This is a genomic window from Micromonospora sp. NPDC007208, from assembly GCF_042869175.1.
In the GTDB taxonomy this organism is placed as follows: domain Bacteria; phylum Actinomycetota; class Actinomycetes; order Mycobacteriales; family Micromonosporaceae; genus Micromonospora; species Micromonospora foliorum.
The window spans coordinates 132094-153954 of sequence record NZ_JBIAFG010000015.1; the positions used below are offsets into that span (position 1 = coordinate 132094).

General features: G+C 69.5%; 17 protein-coding genes. 11 read left to right on the forward strand and 6 right to left on the reverse strand.

From position 1 onward, the window contains the following. Positions 1-148: 148 nt before the first annotated feature. Entirely contained in the window at positions 149-4063 is a 3915-nt protein-coding gene (locus ACFYL6_RS25695) for a Pls/PosA family non-ribosomal peptide synthetase (protein ID WP_387174964.1), read from the forward strand. Next, entirely contained in the window at positions 4060-5400 is a 1341-nt protein-coding gene (locus ACFYL6_RS25700) for a M1 family metallopeptidase (RefSeq protein WP_387174966.1), read from the forward strand. Before ACFYL6_RS25695 ends, ACFYL6_RS25700 begins: the two co-directional genes overlap by 4 nt. 104 nt (positions 5401-5504) lie before the next feature. On the opposite strand, the gene ACFYL6_RS25705 is transcribed toward ACFYL6_RS25700, so the two are convergent. After that, a complete protein-coding gene (locus ACFYL6_RS25705) occupies positions 5505-6776 on the reverse strand; it encodes a CehA/McbA family metallohydrolase (RefSeq protein WP_387174968.1) in 1272 nt (423 codons plus the stop codon). A gap of 179 nt (positions 6777-6955) precedes the next feature. On the opposite strand from ACFYL6_RS25705, the gene ACFYL6_RS25710 reads away from it, so the two are divergent. From ACFYL6_RS25710 to ACFYL6_RS25725, 4 genes are all read left to right on the forward strand, one after another. Continuing rightward, a complete protein-coding gene (locus tag ACFYL6_RS25710; RefSeq protein WP_387174970.1) occupies positions 6956-7162 on the forward strand; it encodes a hypothetical protein in 207 nt (68 codons plus the stop codon). A 153-nt stretch (positions 7163-7315) separates the two neighbouring features. Further along, the gene (locus ACFYL6_RS25715; RefSeq protein WP_387174972.1) at positions 7316-8227 is read left to right on the forward strand and encodes a GNAT family N-acetyltransferase; all 912 of its coding nucleotides are present in this window, start codon (positions 7316-7318) and stop codon (positions 8225-8227) included. 129 nt (positions 8228-8356) lie between these two features. Beyond that, positions 8357-8983 (forward strand): DUF642 domain-containing protein, encoded by a 627-nt coding sequence (locus ACFYL6_RS25720; RefSeq protein ID WP_387174973.1) that lies wholly within the window; start codon positions 8357-8359, stop codon positions 8981-8983. 570 nt (positions 8984-9553) lie between these two features. Further along, a complete protein-coding gene (locus ACFYL6_RS25725) occupies positions 9554-10948 on the forward strand; it encodes an endo-1,4-beta-xylanase (protein WP_387175086.1) in 1395 nt (464 codons plus the stop codon). Positions 10949-11153: 205 nt separating this feature from the next. Here ACFYL6_RS25725 and ACFYL6_RS25730 read toward each other — a convergent pair whose 3' ends face one another. Next, the gene (locus ACFYL6_RS25730; RefSeq protein WP_387174975.1) at positions 11154-11591 is read right to left on the reverse strand and encodes an ATP-binding protein; all 438 of its coding nucleotides are present in this window, start codon (positions 11589-11591) and stop codon (positions 11154-11156) included. Positions 11592-11785: 194 nt separating this feature from the next. On the opposite strand from ACFYL6_RS25730, the gene ACFYL6_RS25735 reads away from it, so the two are divergent. After that, positions 11786-13006 (forward strand): PP2C family protein-serine/threonine phosphatase, encoded by a 1221-nt coding sequence (locus tag ACFYL6_RS25735; protein WP_387174977.1) that lies wholly within the window; start codon positions 11786-11788, stop codon positions 13004-13006. Between the two features lie 5 nt (positions 13007-13011). Here the strand turns inward: ACFYL6_RS25735 and ACFYL6_RS25740 are convergent, their stop codons facing one another. From ACFYL6_RS25740 to ACFYL6_RS25750, 3 genes are all read right to left on the reverse strand, one after another. After that, on the reverse strand, positions 13012-13467 hold the full coding sequence (locus ACFYL6_RS25740; RefSeq protein WP_387174978.1) for a hypothetical protein: 456 nt from the start codon (positions 13465-13467) through the stop codon (positions 13012-13014). 364 nt (positions 13468-13831) lie between these two features. Further along, the gene (locus tag ACFYL6_RS25745) at positions 13832-14434 is read right to left on the reverse strand and encodes a DNA-binding response regulator (protein WP_387174980.1); all 603 of its coding nucleotides are present in this window, start codon (positions 14432-14434) and stop codon (positions 13832-13834) included. After that, positions 14431-15585 (reverse strand): sensor histidine kinase, encoded by a 1155-nt coding sequence (locus tag ACFYL6_RS25750; RefSeq protein ID WP_387174982.1) that lies wholly within the window; start codon positions 15583-15585, stop codon positions 14431-14433. Before ACFYL6_RS25750 ends, ACFYL6_RS25745 begins: the two co-directional genes overlap by 4 nt. Before the next feature lie 107 nt (positions 15586-15692). Here ACFYL6_RS25750 and ACFYL6_RS25755 point away from each other — a divergent pair, with 107 nt between their 5' ends. Genes ACFYL6_RS25755 through ACFYL6_RS25765 form a run of 3 tightly spaced genes read left to right on the forward strand, consistent with a single transcriptional unit; the run spans position 15693 to position 18000 of the window. Then, positions 15693-16574 (forward strand): ABC transporter ATP-binding protein, encoded by an 882-nt coding sequence (locus ACFYL6_RS25755; RefSeq protein WP_387174984.1) that lies wholly within the window; start codon positions 15693-15695, stop codon positions 16572-16574. Between the two features lie 29 nt (positions 16575-16603). Beyond that, positions 16604-17323, forward strand: a complete 720-nt coding sequence (locus tag ACFYL6_RS25760) for an ABC transporter permease (protein ID WP_387174986.1) — start codon at positions 16604-16606, stop codon at positions 17321-17323. Next, the gene (locus ACFYL6_RS25765) at positions 17320-18000 is read left to right on the forward strand and encodes a GPP34 family phosphoprotein (RefSeq protein ID WP_387174987.1); all 681 of its coding nucleotides are present in this window, start codon (positions 17320-17322) and stop codon (positions 17998-18000) included. Before ACFYL6_RS25760 ends, ACFYL6_RS25765 begins: the two co-directional genes overlap by 4 nt. A gap of 34 nt (positions 18001-18034) precedes the next feature. On the opposite strand, the gene ACFYL6_RS25770 is transcribed toward ACFYL6_RS25765, so the two are convergent. Continuing rightward, complete coding sequence (locus tag ACFYL6_RS25770; protein WP_387174989.1) at positions 18035-19237, reverse strand: low temperature requirement protein A; 1203 nt, start codon at positions 19235-19237, stop codon at positions 18035-18037. A 319-nt stretch (positions 19238-19556) separates the two neighbouring features. On the opposite strand from ACFYL6_RS25770, the gene ACFYL6_RS25775 reads away from it, so the two are divergent. After that, on the forward strand, positions 19557-21719 hold the full coding sequence (locus ACFYL6_RS25775) for a hypothetical protein (protein ID WP_387174992.1): 2163 nt from the start codon (positions 19557-19559) through the stop codon (positions 21717-21719). Positions 21720-21861: the final 142 nt, after the last annotated feature.

A 21861-nucleotide genomic window follows, 5' to 3' on the forward strand; every position in this document is an offset into this window, starting at 1 on the left:
AACGGGTCGCTGTGGTGGTGGACACGAAGCCGTTGCTTACCCGCCTTTCCGCTCGGGTGCGACGTAGCGTTGAGGGCTGCCCCGGGCGGGTCCGCATGCCGCACGCCTGGTTGACGCCGATCCGTGAGGTGAAGATGGTGAACACCCGGTGCCCGTGACGAGTGATCTGCAGGTGGTCGCGCTACCTCCGGTGGCTACCGCACCGGTGACCCCGGCGGTGTTCCGATCCCGCTCGGCCCCGGCCCGCCGCACGCTTGTCGACATTCTCGACGACTCCGTACGCGCGCACCCGGAGGCTCCTGCCCTCGACAACGGCGCTACGGCGCTGACGTACCGCGACCTGGCCGACGAGGTCGAGGCCGTACGGAGGTCGCTCTCCGGGCACGGCATCGGTCTCGGCGACCGGGTTGGCGTCCGGATCTCCTCCGGTACGGCCGAGCTGTACCTGGCGATCCTCGGCGTTCTCGCGGCGGGCGCGGCCTACGTGCCGGTCGACGCGGACGATCCGGAGGAACGCGCCGAGCTCGTCTTCGCCGAGGCGGGAGTCGTGGCGGTCCTCGGTGACGGGCTGACGGTGTCGTTGCGCCGTACCCCCGCGGGTCGGAGCGGCCGGCCCGGCCCGGACGACGACGCCTGGATCATCTTCACCTCCGGCTCGACGGGCACCCCGAAGGGGGTTGCGGTCAGCCACGGGGCGGCGGCCGCTTTCGTGGACGCCGAGGCGCGGTTGTTCCTCGCCGACGAGGCCAGCGAGGCGATCGGCCCGCAGGATCGGGTCCTGGCCGGGCTGTCGGTGGCGTTCGACGCGTCCTGCGAGGAGATGTGGCTGGCGTGGCGGCACGGGGCGTGTCTGGTGCCGGCCGCACGGTCGCTCGTCCGCAGCGGCGTCGACCTCGGTCCGTGGTTGGCCGAGCAGCGCATCTCGGTGGTGTCGACGGTGCCGACGCTCGCCGCGTTGTGGCCGGTCGAGGCGCTGGAGGAGGTCCGGCTGCTGATCTTCGGTGGGGAGGCCTGCCCACCGGAACTCGCACAGCGCCTGGCCGTCGAGGGCCGGGAGGTCTGGAACACGTACGGACCGACCGAGGCGACAGTGGTCGCCTGCGCCGCACGGATGACCGGCGAGGGACCGGTACGCATCGGGCTGCCGCTGGCCGGCTGGGAGCTCGCCGTGGTCGACGGCTCCGGCACTCCGGTGGCGATGGGCCAGACCGGCGAGCTGGTGATCGGTGGGGTGGGGCTCGCCCGCTACCTGGATCCGGGCAGGGACGCCGAGAAGTTCGCGGCGCTGCCCGCGCTCGGTTGGCAACGGGCGTACCGCAGCGGGGACATCGTCCGGGCGGAGCCCGAAGGGCTCCTGTTTGTCGGCCGCGGTGACGAGCAGGTGAAGCTCGGCGGACGCCGGATCGAGCTGGGTGAGATCGACGCCGCGCTGCAGGCGCTGCCCGGCGTCGCCGGTGCCGCCGCGGCGGTGCAGCGCACCGCCGCGGGCAACCAACTGCTGGTGGGGTACGTGGTTCCGCACGACGGCGTCACCTTCGATGCCGCGACGGCGGCGCTGCGGATCCGTGAGCAGCTGCCGGCCGCGCTCGTGCCGCTGCTGGCCGTGGTGGACGCGCTGCCGACCCGGACGTCCGGCAAGGTGGATCGGGCCGCGCTGCCCTGGCCGCTGGCCACCGCTGAGAACGCCGCGGGTGAGCTGACCGCGACGGAGGAATGGCTCGCGGGCGGTTGGGCGGAGATCCTCGGTGTACGCCCCACCGAGGCGGACGCCGACTTCTTCACCCACGGCGGCGGCAGCCTGAACGCGGCGCAACTGGTGGCATGGATCAGGCGCCGGCACCCGCGCGTCTCGGTGGCCGATATCTATCTCCACCCGAAACTGTCGCGGCTCGCGGCCGTGCTCGACGCGCTCGACACCACGGCGGCGACGCGACGAGAGGTCCGGCCGACGCCGCGGCGCGCCGGGCTGATCCAGGCCGCGCTGATGGTGCCGATGCTCGCGCTGGTCGGGCTGCGCTGGCTGACCGTCCTGGCCGCCCTCGGCAACGTCCTCGTCCTGCTCGCGCCGGCGCCCTGGGCACCTGTCGTGTCCTGGTGGTGGGTGGCTCTGGGCTGGCTTCTGCTGTTCAGTCCGCTGGGCCGGATCGCCCTGGCCGCCGCTGGAGCGCGACTGCTGCTCCGCGGTGTACGCCCCGGCAGCTACCCACGCGGTGGCGGCGTGCACCTGCGGCTGTGGGCCGCCGAACGCCTCGCCGAGCTGACCGGTGCCACCAGCGTCGCCGGAGCATCCTGGATGATCACTTACGCCAGGGCTCTCGGCGCACAGATCGGGGCCGACGTCGACCTGCACTCCGCGCCGCCGGTGACCGGCCTGCTGAAGCTCGGCCGCGGCGCGGCGATCGAGCCGGAGGTCGATCTGTCCGGCCACTGGGTCGACGGCGATGTCGTCCGCATCGGCAGGGTTCGCGTCGGTGCCGACGCCCGGGTCGGATCCCGCAGCACCCTGATGCCGGGCGCTCGGATCGGCAAGGGCGCCCGCGTCGCCGCGGGCTCGACGGTGGTCGGCGCCGTACCGGCCAACCAACGGTGGGCCGGCTCACCCGCCGCAGCCGCTGGCAAGGACTCGGACGGGTGGCCCGGGCAGCGTCCCCCTCGGTCCCGGACGGGGGCACGCCTCTGGCCACTCGCGTACGGGATGACCGCCCAGGTGCTGGGGCTGGTTCCGGTCGTGGCCGCCCTGCCGGCGCTCGCCCTGCTCGGCTGGACGCTCACCGTCCGACCGGCGGTCGGCGCCGTGTTGGCCGCCGTCGCGGTGGCAACCGTTGCCTACGTGGTGGGCTATGCGCTGCTGGTGCTCGGGGCCGTCCGGACGCTGAGCATCGGCCTTCGCGCCGGGTACCACCCTGTGCAGGGGCGGGTGGCGTGGCAGGTGTGGACGACCGAGCGGCTGATGGGGATGGCCCGGGTCGGGCTGTTCCCGCTCTACGCCAGTCTTTTCACGCCGGTGTGGTTGCGGTTGCTGGGCGCGAAGGTGGGGCGCGGGGTGGAGGCGTCCACCGTGCTCGCACTGCCGGCGATGACAACTGTCGCCGACGGGGCCTTCCTGGCCGACGACACCATGGTCGCGACATACGAGCTGAGCCACGGGTGGCTGCGGGTAGCCCCGGCCCGCATCGGTAAGCAGGCGTTCCTCGGCAATTCGGGAATGGCGGCACCCGGGCGTTCGGTGCCGAAGCGCGGGCTGGTCGGGGTGTTGTCGTCGGCGCCGTTCAAGGCGAAGAAGGGTTCGTCGTGGCTCGGCGCCCCGCCGATGCCGCTGCGCCGGACCGTCGAAGCCGCCGACACCAGCCGCACCTTCGACCCGCCGCTCCGGCTGAAGCTGGCACGGGCCGCGATCGAGCTGTGCCGGATCGTGCCGGTGATGTGCGCCGGCGCACTGGCGGTCGGCGTCCTGGCCGTACTCGCGTTCGTCTGGCGGGCTGCCGGGTGGTGGGCGGCAGCTCTCGCCGCCGGGCCGGTGCTGCTGGGCGCGGCGATCATCGCCGCCGCCATCGCGACGGCCGCGAAGTGGCTGCTGGTCGGGCGCTTCCGGGTAGCCGAGCGGGCGCTGTGGACCTCGTTCGTGTGGCGCAACGAGCTGGCGGACACGTTCGTCGAGGTCCTTGCCGCGCCGTGGTTGGTCCGCTTCGCTACCGGCACGCCACTGCTGACGGCGTGGCTGCGCACGCTCGGTGCGAAGATCGGCCGAGGCGTCTGGCTGGAGACCTACTGGCTGCCCGAGTACGACCTGGTGCGCCTCGGCGACGGCGCGACGGTGAACCGCGGTTGTGTGGTGCAGACCCACCTGTTCCATGATCGTGTGATGAGCATGGACGTGGTGACACTGGGCGCGGGAGCCGCGCTGGGTCCGCACGGCATCGTCCTACCGGGCGCGAGCATCGGGGCGCGGACCACCGTCGGGCCCGGTTCGCTGGTGACCCGCGGCGACGCCGTGCCGTGCGACAGCCGGTGGTTGGGTAACCCGATCACCACCTGGGCGGCGCCAGCGGCGCGGTCGGCGTGAATCCGAAGGCGTCGACGTCGGGCGGCGCAACGCCCGGCGCCGGTCGCTCCAGCGACTCCTACCTGCCCGAGCACGGCAACGGCGGCTACCGGGTGCTGCACTACGACCTCGAGCTCGACTACCGGGTCGTGTCGAACCGTCTCGGTGGCCGGGCGGATATCACCGCGGTGGCCGGACAGTCGCTGTCGCGGTTCACCCTCGATCTCGGTCGGCTCCGGGTCCAGGACGTCCGGGTGGACGGGCACCCGGCGAAGTACCTGCACCGGCCGAACAAGCTGCAGATCAAACCCGAGCGGCCGATCGCCGCCGGGGACACCTTCCGGGTGGAGATCCGGTACGCGGGAAAGCCGGTGCCCATTTCCGGCCGGTGGGGCGAACTTGGGTGGGAGGAACTCACCGACGGGGTGCTCGTGGCCAGCCAGCCGAACGGGTCGCCGTCCTGGTTTCCGTGCGATGACCAGCCCGGTGCCAAGGCCACCTTCCGGGTGACAGTGACGACCCCCTCCCCGTACACCGTCTTGGTGACCGGCGATCCCGTGCTCCAGCGGCGAGGCGCGGGCAGCACGACCTGGGTGTACGAGCGGCGCGAGCCCACCTCGCCGTACCTGATGAGCGTCCAGATCGGACGTTACGAGGTGGTGGACCTTGCTGTCGGTGAGGTGGTGCAGCGCGCTGCGATCCCGCCCGCGCTGCGCCGGAACGTAGCCCACGACTTCGGTCGGCACGGTGAGATCATGTCGGCGCTGCAGCGGCTCTTCGGGCCGTACCCGTTCCGGGAGTACGTCGTGGTGGTCGCCGACGACGACCTCGACGATCCCGTCGAAGCGCAGGGCATGGCCGTCTTCGGGCGGAACCACGTCGACGGACGGCGCACGCACGAGCGGCTTGTCGTGCACGAACTGGCCCACCAGTGGTTCGGCAACAGCCTCACGGTGGCGGACTGGCGGCATATCTGGCTCAACGAAGGCTTCGCCACGTACGCCGAGTGGCTGTGGTCCGGTGTCTGCGGCGACCTACCGACGGACGCCCTGGCCGCGCGGTGGTACGCGTGGATCGCGGATCGCCCCCGGAGCGTCATCGTCGCGGATCCAGGCGTCGACCGGATGTTCGACCCGCTGGTCTACAAGCGCGGTGCGCTCACGGTGCACGCCCTGCGGAAGCGGGTCGGCGACGAGTCGTTCTTCGCGCTCCTGCGAGCCTGGGTCGCCGAGCACCGGCACTCGACGGTGACGAGCGAGCAGTTCCGGCTGCACGCCCAGCGCTTCGCCCGCGCACCCCTGGACGATCTGTTCGATGCCTGGCTCGACAGCCCGACGCTGCCTCCGCTACCTCGCTGACCACGCCGGGGCGCGACCATCTCGCGGAGCCGAATGCCGGTCCCGGCACGACCGACGCAGCCGTCGGCGGCTGGTCCGCCGTGCCGGCACCGGCACCTGGGAGGTCAGGGCCGGAGCCACCAGGGGCTGGTGTAGGCCACGCCGAAGTCGTTACACGGGTGACCGGCCGGGCCGGGGGTGCCGTTGGCCAGGGACGGGTCGGAGATCCGGAGCACCACCCAGTCGCCGTCGGTGACGTTGAGCGGCACAGTGAAGTCGGTGACCTGACCGTTGACGGTGTCGATGACGTCGACGACGGTCGGCGCCGAGGTGCCCGGACGGAGGACCTGGATCCGTAAGGGCTTACCGTCCCAGGCCGAGCCGCGGTCCAGGTCCAGCAGGAACCGGACGTCGCCGGAGGTCACGTTCAGCACCCCACCCATGCGTACGCCGTTGGCGGTGGCGTCCACACGTAGCCCCGAGACACGGGTGGCGAAGGAACGGCGGGCGGCCATCGCCTCGAACACCGCGGCGCGGGTGTTCTCGGCCACCCACAGGCCGCTGCGACCCTTACCCTCGTGGAAGCCCCAGGTGGTGCCGTGCTCGTCGGTGACGCCGGTGAGCGCCGGCCGCCAACCGGCGTTCAGGCACGCCACCAGCGGTGACGCCATGCCCGACGACCAGCCCTCGAAAAGGAAGTCGTCGGTCCGGTTGAACATCTCCAGCCCCACGAGCTGATCGCGGGCGGAGGCGTTGAAGGAGAAGTTGTTGAACCGGCCCGCCTCCCGACCGGGGTGGTTGAAGCTCGCCAGGCCTCCGGGCCGGCCGGCGAGCCAGTTGTACAGGCTGCCGGGGCTGCCGGCCCGCAACAGGTCGGCGAAGTCGGAGGTGTTCCAGACGTTGATGTGCCCCTGCAGAGGATGCGACCACTCGAACCCACGGATCGCGGTGAACTGGCCCGGGTCGTTGGCCGCGTTTGCCAGGTCGCCGGTCGTGCGCCACTCGGACGAGCTGAGCCCGTCGATGGAGAAGAGCGTGGCGTGATCGGTCAGCGCGGCGACGTCCAGGCCGGCCTCGCGCATCGAGGCGAACGCGGCCTCGGCGCTGCCGTCACCGTCCGACATGACCGTGTGGTTGTGCATGTCGGTGTGGACCAGCATCGTGCCCTGGGTGATCAGGGAAGTCCGACTGGCGCCGACCGCCGCGGTCGGGGCGCCGGCCATCGTCGTGTTGGCCGCCCGGGCCGCACTCGGTAGCGCGGCCAACATCAGCGTCCCGCCGGCACCGGCCAGAAGCGCCCGTCGGCCGAAGCCCGCGGGGACCTCGACCTGGCCGTACGGCACCTCGTCGTCGGATCCATGATCGTGGTGGCAGTGGTGTGGGTGATGTCCAGTCATGAATACATAGATGTTGATGGAGCTGGCTGAGACGTCACACCGAGTCGTCGGTCAGGCGAACAGTGCGGTACGCCTCATGCGGCAACAGCCTCGCCACCCACCGTTCACCGCGCAGCCGCCCGGCCACCACGTGCCAGGCGTCTACTGACGAGCGGGGGACAACGACCGGGAGGTGCGCCGTGGCGCTGCCGCTCACCGAAGCCCTACTGCTGTCAGCATGGCTTGTCGCGCTCGCCGCCAGCGCTGTCGCCATGTACTTGGGTGCCACGTACCGGCTGTCTGCTCGACCGGCCACCGCTCTGCGCACCTCGCGGACGGCCGCCGGAATCGCCGGCCTGATGCTGGGCGGCCTGGCGATCTCGGCACTGCTCACCCTTTTGCGCTAGGTCGGTGTGCGCTCGAATGGTGCTCGGCGTGACCAGCCAGACCGGTCTTGCGGCGGCAGCCTCTTCGCAGAATCTCGGCTGGCGCAGCGGATGCAGGTTCTGCCGTACAAAATCCCGGTGTGCAGGTGGCACGACGGTGGCTAGCGTACGCAGATGAGCACTGTCCCGATGGCCGGACTGCGGCTGCGGTTCTTCACCGACCCGGGCGAGTTCCTGGTCGCCGCGGGTGACTACCTGCGCGCCGACCCGGTCGTCAGCACTGTCGTGACCACCGTCGCGCACCGGCTGATGTCCCAGCGGGCCGATGGAATCTCGCAGCACGAGGGCAACTGGTGGCTGGCGGTCAGCGACGATTCCGGTGCCGTGGTCGGTGCCGCGATGCGCTCGGCGCCGTACGCCCCCTACCCGCCTTTTCTGCTGCCCATGCCCGACGAGGCGGCCGTTGCGCTGGCCCACGCGTTGCACGAACGCGAGGAGGAGGTACTCGCGGTCAACGGGGCCCTGCCTGCCGTTGAACTGTGCGCCGCCGAGTTGGCCCGGCTCGGCGGAGGTCGAGTCCAGGTCACCCAGCACACACGGCTGCACGAGCTCGCCGAGTTGGCGTGGCCGCCACCTGTGCCCGGCGGCCTGGTGGTCGCGACCGCGGATGACGTGGGGCTGGTCACGGAGTGGTTCGCCGCGTTCATGGGCGACGCCGACGAACAGGCGGGCCGACCACGCGGTACCAGTGCCCACGAAGTGCCCGACCACGCCGAGATGCTGCGCCGACTGCAAGCCGGACGGCTGTGGCTCTGGGTTGACGAGACAGGAAAGCCGGTGCACCTCACCGGCGCCAACCCACCGTCGTTCGGAGTGGCCCGCGTAGGCCCGGTGTACACACCGCCGGCCCAGCGCGGGCGTGGTTGGGCCAGCAACGCGGTCGCCGAGGTTTCCCGCCGAATCCAGGCCGAGGGCGCTCGGGTCTGCCTGTTCACCGACCAGGCCAACCCGACCTCGAACAAGATCTACGCCGCTCTCGGCTACCAGCCGGTCGTCGACATGGCCAACCTGGTCATCGGGAATTGAAGGGCCTTGCCAGGCTTTGCGGCGTCACCGTAACGTCACTCGCGGGCATCGATTCTTAGCGTTGCGTGGTCGAGTCACGGAACGGAGCCCCGGCCCGCCCCAGCCGATGCCCACTTCGGAAGGACAAGCATGGTGACGAAGCGTCCGCGTACCCATCGCACGGCAATCGGAGTGGCGCTGGCCATGGCGCTGACCGCCCTCCTGACCGCCCTCACGGCGAGTCCAGCCGCAGCGGCCCCCGTCTTCGCCGACGGTTTCGAGAACCCCGCCATCCCCAACGACTTCACGGAGTTCGCCGCCGGCCAGCAGTTCGGCGCATGGACCGTCACCGCCGGCACCGTCGGCCTGACCCGGGACTGGCAGGCCGCGGAAGGCAACCAGTCACTCGACCTCAACGGGTTCAGCCCAGGTGCGGTCGCTCGTACGCTGCCCACGAAGCTGCTCACCACCTATCGAGTGAGCTACGCCCTCGCCGGCAACCCCGACAACGGTCCTCTCGTCGTGACGGGCAAGGTCACGGCCAACGGCCACACCGTCGACAGCTTCTCCTTCGACACTGCCGGCCACACGCCATCGGCCATGGGATACGTGTACAGAACCTTCTATTTCACGAACATCCTGTCCGCCGCTACGGTTCTGCAGTTCGCCAGCACCACGGCGGATGCCTTCGGTCCGGTTATCGACGACGTACGGGTCGAGAGCTGCCTGCTCGTCATCTGCCCCGCCGGCACAGCCGCTGCGGTCCGAATCAGCTAGCACCGGGCAGTCTGGTCGAGCACGTCCACAGAGCGCCTGACCTCGTCATCGACGGGTCAGGCGCTTTGTTGATCTTGTTGGTCCAAACGGTCCCGAACCTTGTCCGTAACAGCTCCGAAACTACCGGTTGAAAAACGTGGAACTTTCTGCCAGCCTGAGAGCCATCGATAAGCGTGAACGTTAACACCATCCCTTCAGCACTGGAGGCGCCTCACACGAGCGTCAGGCCCACCCACCTGCGAGGTTCCCACGTCCACCACCTAGAGCCAGCGCCCGCAACCACCACCCAGCGGGCGATCGGACCCACTCATCGCAGCGCTCTATTCGCTGGTCAGGTAGCTCAAGTCGCCTCACACCCGGGCGGACGCCCGAGGTGAGTCCCGGCCTGCCCGGGTGGACTGGGCACCGTGGCCGCTGCCATCTGAGCCGGGTCCTCACTCGAACAGTGACAGAGCCCCTCCCATCCCACCACCGGAGGATCCCATGACTTCCCGGACCCGTTCCACCGGGCGCACCCGACTACGTACCCTCACTTTTTCCGGAACAGCCGCGATAATTCTGGCCTTGGCCGTGTCGCTGCTGCCGAACCTGGCCCAGGCCGCCGAAACGACCCTCGGCGCGGCCGCGGCCCAGTCTGGCCGCTACTTCGGTGCCGCAGTCGCCGCGAACAAGCTCGGCGACAGCGCGTACACGACGATCCTGAACCGCGAGTTCAACAGCGTCACTCCCGAGAACGAAATGAAGATCGACGCGACCGAGCCGCAGCAGAACAACTTCACCTTCAGCAACGCGGACCGGATCGTGAACCACGCCATATCCCGGGGCTGGCGGGTCCGGGGCCACACCCTGGCCTGGCACTCACAGCAGCCGGGCTGGATGCAGGGCATGGAGGGCACCGCCCTGCGCAACGCGATGCTGAACCACGTCACTCGGGTGGCCACCAACTACCGGGGCAAGATCTACTCGTGGGATGTGGTGAACGAGGCGTTCGAGGACGGCAACAGCGGCGCCCGTCGTAACTCGAACCTGCAGCGCACCGGCAACGACTGGATCGAGGCGGCGTTCCGCGCCGCCGACGCGGCGGACCCGAACGCGAAGCTCTGCTACAACGACTACAACACCGACAACTGGACCTGGGCCAAGACGCAGGCCGTGTACAACATGGTGCGCGACTTCAAGCAGCGCGGGGTGCCGATCGACTGCGTCGGGTTCCAGTCCCACTTCAACGCGAACTCAGCGTACAACAGCAATTACCGTACGACGCTGTCCAGCTTCGCCGCCCTCGGGGTGGACGTGCAGATCACCGAGCTGGACATCGAGGGCTCCGGCACGACGCAGGCCAACACCTTCCGCAACGTGGTCAACGACTGCCTGGCCGTGGCTCGCTGCAACGGGATCACGGTGTGGGGGGTGCGGGACTGCGACTCCTGGCGGTCCAGCGGCACCCCGCTGCTCTTCGAGTGCAACGGCAACAAGAAGGCCGCCTACACGGCCACCCTCGAGGCGCTGAACAGCGCCGGCCCCGGGACCACTCCCACGCCCACCACGCCGGGGCCCACCCCGACCGTCCCACCGGGCTCCGCCGGCGAGATCGTCGGCACACAGTCCGGGCGGTGCATCGACGTACCCAACGCCTCGACCACCAACGGCACCCGGGTCCAGCTCTACGACTGCAACAAACAGACAAACCAGGCATGGGCCTACACCGCAACCAAACAACTCCAGGTGTACGGCACCATGTGCCTCGACGCGGCCGGAACCGGCAACGGCGCAGCAGTACAGATCTACAGCTGCCACAGCCAGACCAACCAACAGTGGAACCTCAACTCCAACGGCACCATCAGCAACGCCCAGTCCGGACGATGCCTGGACGCCTGGAGCACCGCCAACGGAGCCCAAATCCAGCTCTACGACTGCCACGGACAAACCAACCAGCAATTCCGGCTCGCCTCCCCCGCACGATGATCATGATCGGCTCCCTGCACGACCCGCGAGAGGACGCGCAGACCTACAAGCTGCTGGGCGAGATCCACGACGCCTGAACTGGCCGTACTGAAACGGGCGGGCTCGGCATCACGCCGGGCCCGCCCGGACCACCCAGACCCTCAGCTCCCCTACACCGACCCACTCGAACGCGGCGACGCCCGCCTGCCGGCCGCGCTGGTGAGGGCTACCCGAGCAGGTCGCGGGTGCGTGCCGCGATGCGGATGGTGGTGCCTGCTGGTCCGCTGTCGACGAGGAGGTAGTCGGCCATGCGCCCGACCACCCACAGGCCCATTCCTCCAGCTTCGGACAGGGGCGGCCGCTCGGCGCGCGGAACGTAGTGAGCAGTGTTGAAGCCGCGCCCCCGGTCAGTGACCTCACAGGTGAGCTGACCGTTCAGGAGCAGGCGTAGGTCGCCTCTGCCGCCCCCGTGCCGAATGACATTGATCATCAGTTCGTTGACCGCGGTGACCCAGTTCTCGGTCTCGTCGTGATCAAGGCCGCACCGGCGACTGACGGCCTCAACCTCGTGTCGCACGCGGGCGAGGTCTGCGAGGGTGAACGACGACGAGAACAGCGGCTGTCCGGCGGTGGGAGCATGCTGATCGAGCGGTGGGTTCGCCACTACTACTCCTCCCTGTCGAGCCTGGAGCCGGTGACCTCACCGATGGGACGGGCGAGGATGGCTCTCCGGAACGTGTTCGCCGGACGACCAATGCGTCGATGTGACATGGGAAGGTACCCCACGTCGAAGGCGCGACACTGTTGATCTCGCCGCTGGCATGCTAGCGGTGGCGTGCCGGCGTCTAGGCTTCCTGGGTGGCCGATGCCGAGCTGATGACGAATGAGGAGCGGCTGCGCCGTATCGGGGCGATCACCGATGCCGCCCTGTCGGGGCTCAACGTCGCCGAGTTGCTCGACGAGCTGCTCGAACGGATCCGGGACCTACTCAAGGTCGATACCGCCACCATCCTGCTGCTGGACGACCACACCGGCGAACTCGTCGCGACAGCGGCCAAGGGCCTGGAGGAGGAGGTGCGCCGCGGTTTCCGCGTCCGGGTCGGACGCGGCTTCGCCGGGCGAGTGGCGGCGACACGGGCGCCGGTCACGATCTACGATGTTACGCCCGACGACGTGGTCAATCCCATCCTGCTCGCCACGGGCATACGTGCCCTGCTGGGCGTGCCCATGCTCGTCAACGGCAACCTCGTCGGCGTACTACACGTCGGCTCCCTGGCCCTGCGGCGGTTCGGCCCCGACGACGTGCAGCTGTTGCAGCTTGTTGCCGATCGTGCCAGCCTCGCAGGTCAGGCCCGAGCTCAGGTTCTCGACCGGCAGGCAGCGCTGGCCCTGCAACACAGCCTGCTACCAGGCCGGCTACCCGACGTCCCCGGCCTGGAACTGGCCGCTCGGTACGCACCCGGTCACGACCTGGGCATCGGCGGCGACTGGTACGACGTGTTCTCGTTGCCCTCGGGCTGGCTGGGTGCCGTCATCGGCGACGTCTCCGGCCACGGGCTGCCATCCGCCGTCGTCATGGGACGCATCCGCAGCGCGCTACGCGCCTACGCACTCGACTCCGACGATCCCGCCCAGGCGCTGACCTCCCTCGACCGCAAGATTCACCACTTCGAAGCGGGCACCCTCACCACCGCCGTCTACGCCCTGATCGCGCCCGACCGCGCGACGGTGCACCTCTCCTCCGCGGGCCACCTTCCACCGCTGCTGGCTGTCCCCGGCCAACCCACCAAGCTCGTCAACCTGACGGTGGACCGGCCACTCGGCGTGGGCCGACCACCGGCCAACCGCCGCACCACCGTGCTGGACCTACCGCCGGGTGCGGCACTCGTCTTCTACACCGACGGACTGGTCGAACGCCGCAGCGAAGTGATCGACACCGGCATCGAACGCCTCGCCGACGCCGTACGGTCCGGGCCAGCCGAGACGTTGTGCGACCACATCATGGCCACCACCGCGGAGGAACACCCCAACGACGACATCGCCCTGCTGGTCATCCGCCGTCAACCAGCAACGGAATAGGCCGCTCAGGCAGCTGAATCAGATCTACTACCAGAACGGCTGCCGGTCGCTCCCTTGCTCAGGGCGCTCTCCGCTGATCGGCGGCCGTAGGACACGGTCGTCCCGACCAGCAACACTGCTCCCGCGAAGAAGTAGGTGTTGATTGCGACACCGGCCCAGAACTCGCCCGTGGAGATATCCGACACCCCCATGAAGCCGCCGCGACGGAGACCGGTGACCATCAGAAGGTTCTCCACCATTCCCGGAACACCTCGGATGACGAGCAGCATGCTGCCGGACAACAGTGGCGTCAGAAGTAACCATCGGGGAAGACGTCGAGCCCCCGGGCCGACTGTGGCTAGAACGACGGCTGCCCCGATGGCCGACATCGAGATGAGCACCACGTTGAAGACCACGTAGGCCCTCATGCCCCACGGTCCATCACCTGTTGGATCGTCCCCGGGGACGAACACCAGGATCACGTGGGACACCACAAAGAAGATCAACCAAGCGAAGGCGCCGTACGCCCAGCGACGACCTCGACAAGTGGGCATACCAGCACCCTCGCCAAACCAACACCTCAACACCTCCCTCCCTGAGTGGGTCTCACTCCCCCAGAAGAGCGAGGTTCGGGAGTGTCAATGCACCACCATCACCAGCGGTGGCACGACGATGACCACGAGCGGCTTCCACCAGCCCATGCGGAGGTGGGCGCCGAAGGGCCGGGAGTTGTCGACGGCCGGCCGGGAATGCACCGGCGTCAGCGGGCGCGAGCTTCCCGCGTCAGCACGGCTCGGGCGTTCCGCCCTCTCCCAGGGTCCCTCGGATCGTGGGGCGTTCATCGGGTTACAGCCAGTCGTGTTCGCGGGCGTAGCGGGCCGCTTCGTGGCGGGTCCGGGTCTGGGTCTTGCGCATCGCGTTGGAGAGGTAGTTGCGGACGGTGCCCGGGGCGAGATGGAGCCGAGCGGCGATGTCGGCGACCGAGTAGCCCTCGCCGGTGACCCGCAGGACGTCGGCTTCACGGTCGGTGAGGGGGCAGTCCTCGGTGACGGCGAGCGCGGACACGTCCGGGTCGACCCAGCGTTTCCCCGAATGCAGGGTGGCGATGACCGAGGTGATGTGGGCCGGCTCGGCGGACTTGCTGACGAAGCCCTGTACGCCGAGCTTCAACGCCTTGCGCAGCACGCCGGGGCGGGCGTGCCGAGTCAGCATCAGGATCACCTGCTCCGGTCGCTCGCGGCGGATCTCGGCGACCGCGCCCAGGCCGTCCACGCCCGGCATCTCCAGGTCGATGACCAGCACGTCGGGCTGGTGCCGCAGGGTGGCGGCGATCGCCGTCCGGCCGTCCTGGGCCTCGGCGAGAACGGTGATGTCGCCCTCCATCGGCAGCAGCGCGGCCAGGGCCGTGCGCAGCAGCGCCTCGTCGTCGGCGAGCACGATGGTGGTCATGGGCCGTCCTTCCCCGTGCCGGTGGGGGCCGCGTCGGCGCGAGCGAGTGGGAAGACCGCTGCGGTCAGGAACCGCTCGTCCTTCTGTTCCACGGTCAGCTCACCGCCGTCGTCCGCCACCCGTTGTCTGAGTGCCGCCAGTCCCCTGAGCTCGGGCAGCGCGGTGGCGGTCACGCCGTCGTTGACGATGGTGATGCCCGACGCGGCGATCGTGATCTGCACCTGGGTGGCCTGCGCGTGTCGCAGGATGTTGGTGGTCGTCTCCCGCAGCACCTGCCCGAGCAGTTCGCTGGCGGGGGCAACGACCTCGGCCTCCCGGGTCACCCGGACCCGGATGCCGGCGGCCTCGAACAGGTTCTTCGCGTTCTCGATCTCCGCGGTGAGGTTGAGCCGTCGTTGCGCGTAGGCGAGTTCCTTGGTCTGCGCGATGGTGTCGCTGACCAGCGCGTACGTCTCCCGCAGCTCCTTCTCCGCCCGAGCGGTGTCGCGGAGCAGCAGTCGCTGGGCCAGGGCGATCTTCAGCTTGACCACGTGCAGGGTGTGGCCCTGGATGTCGTGCAGGTCGCTGGCGAAGCGCACGCGCTCCCGGACCACGGCCAGTTCCGCCTCGCGTTCCCGGGTCTGTTCGAGCTCCCGGATCAGGTCGTAGAACCGCTCGCCCACCACCGTGAAGACCGTCACGACGATGGTGAGGACGGTCGGGATGAGGACGTAGGTGACCAGGACGTGACCGATGTCGTCCCGCTGCACCAGCAGCCGCGCCGTGCCGACGGCGGCGACGTAGGTGAACAGCCCGGCCATGGTCAGAGCCCGATGCCGTCGCACCTCGCGCAGGGCGAGCGAGCCGACGGCGCAGACACCCCAGTAGGCGTTGGGGCTGCCGCTGACCAGGACCCCGAGCGGCCAGACCGCTGCCGCCACGACCAGGCAGGGCAGTGCGACCCTGGCGAGGTCGTTGGCCGTCCACCGTTCGAAGGCCACCAGGGCCGCCACGGCCCCCGGTGCCAGGACGACGAGGTGCCACCAGGTACGGGCGTCGGTGTAGAGCAGGACCACCGCGGCGAACACCACCGGAGGCAGTGACGTGGCGAGGTTGAGCCGGCGCAGCCTTCCCTGCGTCGACTCGGTGAAGCGCGGCGATCTTGCGGTCACCACTTCAGTATCCGGCAGCCAGGGGTCACGACCAGTGACACTGCGTCACATGTGGTGGTGACATGGTGCCACTGACGGGTCGGCCGCGCCCGCGCTGTCATGGGTGCATGTCCACCACACCCGTCATCGAAGTCGAACGGCTGAACCTCACCTACGGCGACTTCCACGCCGTGAAGGACCTCTCCTTCGAGGTACGGCCCGGAGAGCTCTACGCACTGCTGGGCACCAACGGAGCCGGGAAGACCTCGACCCTGGAAGTTGTCGAGGGACACCGGAGGCCGACCTCGGGCACGGTACGCGTCTTCGGGCACAGCCCCGCCGACCGGCGAGCGGTACGTCCCCGGATGGGGGTAATGCTCCAGGAGAGCGGATTCTCCCCGGACCTCACCGTCCGTGAGTCCGTCGGTCTGGTCGGCCGGCTCACCCGGCGCACCGACGACGTCGACCGGGTGCTCGACCTGGTCGACCTCACCGGCCGAGCCCGCCGCAAGGTGTCGCAGCTGTCCGGCGGGGAGAAGCGGCGGCTGGACTTCGCCACCGCCGTCTACGGCAACCCGGAGCTGATCTTCCTGGACGAGCCGACCACCGGCCTCGACATTCAGTCCCGCGACGCGGTCTGGGCAACGGTGGACCGGCTGCGGGAGAACGGCGCGACCATCGTGCTCACCACGCACTACCTGGAGGAGGCGCAACAGCGCGCGGACCGGATCGGGCTGATGCACGAGGGCGCCTTCCACCGGGAAGGAACCGTCTCCGAGCTGACCCGCACCCTGCCCGCGGTCATCCGCTTCTCCCTCCCGGCATCGGCGCCGGTGCTGCCGGTGCAGGCCACCGTCGACGCGGACGGGAAGGTCACGTTCGAGACCTTCGAGCTGCAGAAGGACCTGCACCTCCTACTCGGCTGGGCGCAAGCCCACGCCGTGGAGCTGCGGGACCTGGCGGCGGGGCCGACCCGGCTCGACGACGTCTTCCGCGCCATCAACAGTTGATTCGTACTTCCCCGAGAGGCAGCATCACCGTGATTGCCATCGCGTCCAGCGAACTGATCCAGATTTTCCGCAACCGGCTGGTTCTGATCACCAGCCTCATCATCCCGGTCGCGGTCTGTGTGTTCTTCGTCCGTCAGCACGAGATCTACGCCGCCATCGGGAGCCTCGGCTACATCGCCGCGGTCGTCATGTTCACCGTGGCCGCGTTCGGGCTCTACGCCACGGCGGTGACCACCCTGGCCTCCCGGCGACAGAACCTCTTCCTCAAGCGGCTGCGCTCCACCGCCGAAGGCGACGCCGGCATCCTCGCCGGCCTACTGCTGCCCGTACTCCTTCTCGCCGTGGTGCAGGTGACCGCGATCCTGACCGCCCTGGCCGTGGTCGCGGGCGGCCCGGCCAACCTCGCCCTGCTGGTGGTGGCGGTCCTCACGACCGTGGCCATGATGATCGGCCTGGCGCTGGCCACTGCCGGGCTGACGAACTCCCCCGAACACGCCCAGGTCACCACCCTGCCCGTTACCCTCGGCGTGATCGCCACGGCCAGCTGGGTGGGCATCTCCGGCACCGAGAACCTGGCCTGGCTCAAGCGGCTGCTGCCCGGCGGCGCGGCCACCGAACTGACCATGAACGCCTGGAACGGCGGCGTGGCCGTGACCGACTCCCTGCTCCTGCTCGCGCCCACGCTCGGCTGGGTCGTCATCGCCGTCGCCCTCGCCACCCGACTCTTCCGCTGGGAGCCCCGCCGATGACCACCGAGCCCCGGTTGGACGCCCCGACCCTGGTGGAAGATCTCCTACTGCTTCTGTTCCAACCCAGGTCCGGGACCATCGCGGGCGAGAACACCCTCTTCTATGTCCTCGGCGGAGCGGTGCTCGCGGACCTCGCCCTCGGCGGTCACCTGGCCACGGCGGACCGGGGGCGGTTCAGGAGCGTCGCGGGTCACCCACCGTCGGATGACCTCCTGCGCCCGGCATGGGACTACCTCGCCGAGAAACCGCGGGGGGTGCAGACGGCGCTGGCGGCGATCGGTCCCGCCCTGCGCAAGCCGGTGTTGGAGCGGCTCATCGCGCGAGGCGACATCGACCAGGAGCCCCGTAAGGTGCTCGGCCTGTTCCGGACGACGGCCCTGCGGGAGGGCAGGACCGAACGACGGGCCCGCCTGCTCGCCGACGTTCGGCAGGTTCTGGTGGACGGTACGGAGCCACAGGCCCGTGTCGCCGCGCTCGCGGCGCTGCTCTCGGCGAGCGGAACGCTCCCGCAGTTCGACCGCGAGATCCCGTGGACGTCGTCGGTGATCAGCCGAGCCAAGGAACTTGAGCGGGGTGACTGGGGTGCCGACGCGGCGGCGGCAGCGGTGACCCGCACCGTGACGGCCACGGTCGTCAACAGCGCCATCGTGGCCATCACCGTGCTTCCTCGAAGCTAGGGCGCGGGACCTCTCCGGTGGGCTGGTGAGCCGCTCACAGTCTGGAATTGGGCGGGTGCGGCCGTTCGGGCGGTTTCCCCTTGGCGTGGATGGCGTCGGAAGCGGCGATGCCGGCGAGGACGACGACGGCGGTCACGCCCACGGCCAGCGGTGGCAGCAGGATCATGAACGGTACGGCGACGGCGAGCGCCAGAGCGCCGACGATCCGAGAGTGGGACACCCGGTCGAACACGGCATGTTCCACCAGGGCTCGCCCGATCAGGAACAGCATCGGTCCGCCGAGGACGACGAGAATCCAGGCCGGGTTGGTGTGCCCGAACGGGTGTTCGATCACGATTTCGTATCCGACGGCGACGGCGACGATGCCGGCCACCATGAGTACGTGCGCGAGGAAAGCCTCCCGGATGAGGTGCGCGGGCGCAGCGGCCGCTCTGATCGCCTCGGGTAACAGCTGGCCCGCCCTGAAGAGGTAGACGCGGAACAGCAGCACGGTCGTGATGAATGAGACCGCGAACGCCGCCGCGGCTCCGCCGTGCTGGAAGGACGTGTCGCTGTAGGCCGAGCCCGTCGTCAGAATCAGTTCGCCGAGAGCGATGATGAAGAATTGTCGGTAGCGCTCAGACAGGTACTCGGCCAGGACGGGCCACTGGCGTTGGGTGGGACGGGACCACGGCGCGGGATAGAACAGCAGCAGTGCCGCGCAGTCGATGGCGATCGCGAGCGTCCACAACAGTCCTCGGGCCAGATCCGTCACGATCGCGCCAGCGATCCACGGCACGGCCGACAACGTGAACCAGAAGAACACCCCGGCCGCCCGGCGCTGAGCTTCGTGGCCGCGCAGTATCGGCACGATGACCAGCCCACGAACGATGTGGACGGCGACGTACGCGCCAGCGAAGGCCAAACTTCTGTCGCCGAACGCGTGCGGCACCGCGACTGCCATCACCAGCGCGCCGAGCATCGCGGTGTAGACCAGCAACTGCAGCTGCGGTCTCTGTGGATCGTAGAGGTCGGTGACCCACGCCGTGACGAACCACAGCACCATGAAGGCCAGCAGCAACAGCAGCGTCTCGCCGGCCTCGATGAGGACGACCCGCCGCGCGGTGAGTTCCTCGACCAGCCGCTGTGAGACGCGATTCAGAGCAAAGACGAAAACCAGGTCGAAGAAGAGCTCCAGAAGGCTCGGCCGCTGCGGTTGCCCCGGTTTTCGAAGCAGCGCTGCTGCCCTTGTCGACATGGGCCGCCCGTTTCTGCCGGCTTCGCCTATCGGGGTATTGGTATCACGCCGGGCAGGTCGTCGAGTCGATACCCGAAGAATGCCGGCGGCCCACACACCTCTCGGTAGTCGTCGCGATCCTCATTCCTCCGATGGTCGGTCCGTCACCTCGCACCGACCCACCGCTCAGGGTTGTTTCTCCCTTCGTGGGGTACGCCGTTGCGCCACGCAGGCGCCGTCGGATCAGCCGAGCGGGTCGGTGTGAGTCGCGTACACGCCGGGGGGCCGGTGCCGGATGGATCAGCGAGACGCGGGCGGGCGCGCTGGGGTTGACGGCCTCGTGGAACTGCGGGTGCACGGGGTGTCCGCCATCGGCCCGGATGACCTGCTGGATCGACCACACGTGCAGCAGGTGGCGGGCGATCACCGGGGTGGCTTCTACCGACCCCGGCCGGGTAACCACGAGGGCGGCGAGGCGGGCGGAGTGACGCTGGAGGCGTACCGCTGGAACAATCTGCCCGCCGGCAACGCGTTGCGAACGCTGTCGATGGTGATCCTGTTGCCCTTCATGCTGATCAACCTCGCCATCTGGATGCGTCCAGCCGGAGCCGGCGACCCGGTGATCAAGGCCTTGTGCCGGTTGTTGGCACTCACGCTGACCGGGATGTACGTGCTGAGCATGGTGGGGATCGCGCTGGATGTGATCGCGTGGAAGTGCATGTCCTCGCCCGAGTGCCTGGCCGGACGCAGTTGGCTCTCCTGGCTCGGGGGCCGTCCCGCCGGACTGCGCCTGGCGGTTCTCGCGCTCGCGCCGGCAGCGGCCATCAGCCTGGTGTGGGGGCTCAGCGCCCGCCCGGCACTCCCATTTCACGTCTTCCCTGCGGCCGGCCAGCCCCTTGCGGAGCACCGACTCACCGCCGTCGGCCGGTGGGACAACGAGCCGCTGGTCGGTCGACTGCGCTCGATTCACGTCGCGGCGGCGTTTGCCACGCTGGACCTCAGCCTGCTCGGTGCACGGGCCGCACAGGGTTTGTCGCTCGGCACCGTCGCGCTGGCGGCAGCCGCCGGACTGTTGCTGGTCACCTGTGCGGCCTTGCTCTGCACTCCGCCCCTGAGCACGCCCACGGAAGGGCGGCTCGACCGGTTGGTCAGCGTCCTGCGCGCGATCGCCCTCGGTCTGACCGTGGTGGTCTGGATCCACGTTCTGACCAGTTCGGCCGCCTGGCCGGAGAGGAACGGACTGCCCGGCTACAACCTGACCGTCGTCGGGTTGTTCATCGGTCAGGCCGTGTTGCTGGCTGCCCTGGGTGCGGTGCTGTTCTGGCACCGGGACCGACGGTCGGACGCCGCGCCCTCGCTCGGGTTCGGCGCCCTGGCGGCCTCCGTCGCCGCGATCAGTCTGGCGCTCACGTTCTCCGCCGAACTGGCCTATCGGGTGTCCGACGTCCTCAACAGGGGTGCACCGACCGCGGAGGCGCTGATCACCAGCCCTCCGCGTGCCTGCATCTGGGTGATTCTCGGCTTCTCGCTGGCGGTGCTGGTGACGCTGGCCGTCGCCGGCGTGGTGTCGCTGACGTCACGACCGGAACGGAGACGCGCCGCGGCGTCGATAGTTGCCCGCGACTTCCCCGACGCGCCGCACGATGCCGGGCCACGGCTGCGGCAGGTGCGCAAGGCCATCGCCCACGCCCGGTTCACCGAGCGGCTGGTGCCACTCGCGGTGCTCTACGCCTGCCTGGCCGGAGTCGGCATGACGATGGTCGCGCTCGGCCTGCTGCCGACGCCTCCCGGCGAACTGGTCCAGCGCTACGTGGGTCTGCCGGCCAGCTTCGTCAACTTCAGCATCGGCGTCGGCAGCTATCTGATCGCCGCCATCATCATCGGCCTGATCGTCGGTGGGATCTTCGCCTATCGCACCCCTGGATTCCGCCGCTACGTCGGCGTGCTGTGGGACCTGGGCACCTTCTGGCCCAGAGCCGCCCACCCCTTCGCGCCACCGTGCTACGCCGAACGGGCCGTCCCCGAACTGACCTGCCGGATCACCCACCTCGTCGACTCCGGCAGTGCGGTGGTGCTCACCGGACACAGCCACGGCTCCGTCCTGCTCGCCGCGACGGTGCTCCAACTGCCACCACGGGTCACCGACCGGATCGCCCTGCTGACCCACGGCTCGCCCCTTCGACGGTTGTACGCCCGGCTCTTTCCCGCGTACGTCAGCGACGCGGTGATTCACGAGGTCGCCGACCGGGTCGACTGGCGGTGGGTGAATCTGTGGCGGGACACCGACCCCATCGGCGGCCGAGTCTTTCCCCCGCAACGCCCCGACGAGGCACCCGCCGGATCCGAGCGAGAGGCGACGGTGGACCGACGGCTTCGCGACCCACGCGGCGTGACGGCTCCGGCCGGCGACATCTTTCCGCCACCGATCAAGGGACACCGGCCCTACGAATCCGATGCGGCGTTCGGCGAGGCGGTGCGTGACCTCGCCGGCCACCTCGGCTGAGCGGGCGCTCGCGCGCAGTTCCTCCGCGCCGTTCACCGGATCCGCCGCCCGCGGCACCGATCCCAGCGGTGTGCGGCCAGGAGTGGCGGACAGCCGACACCGGAGCACGATGTAGCCGACTGTGACCATGAGTTCACCGCGT

What these genes read in the sequence shown, in the direction of transcription:
- ACFYL6_RS25765 (WP_387174987.1), top strand. Translation starts at nt 17,320, where the DNA reads ATGACCACCGAGCCCCGGTTGGACGCCCCGACCCTGGTGGAAGATCTC.
- ACFYL6_RS25705 (WP_387174968.1), bottom strand. Translation starts at nt 6,776, where the DNA reads ATGACTGGACATCACCCACACCACTGCCACCACGATCATGGATCCGAC.
- ACFYL6_RS25755 (WP_387174984.1), top strand. Translation starts at nt 15,693, where the DNA reads ATGTCCACCACACCCGTCATCGAAGTCGAACGGCTGAACCTCACCTAC.
- ACFYL6_RS25770 (WP_387174989.1), bottom strand. Translation starts at nt 19,237, where the DNA reads ATGTCGACAAGGGCAGCAGCGCTGCTTCGAAAACCGGGGCAACCGCAG.
- ACFYL6_RS25715 (WP_387174972.1), top strand. Translation starts at nt 7,316, where the DNA reads ATGAGCACTGTCCCGATGGCCGGACTGCGGCTGCGGTTCTTCACCGAC.
- ACFYL6_RS25745 (WP_387174980.1), bottom strand. Translation starts at nt 14,434, where the DNA reads ATGACCACCATCGTGCTCGCCGACGACGAGGCGCTGCTGCGCACGGCC.
- ACFYL6_RS25720 (WP_387174973.1), top strand. Translation starts at nt 8,357, where the DNA reads ATGGTGACGAAGCGTCCGCGTACCCATCGCACGGCAATCGGAGTGGCG.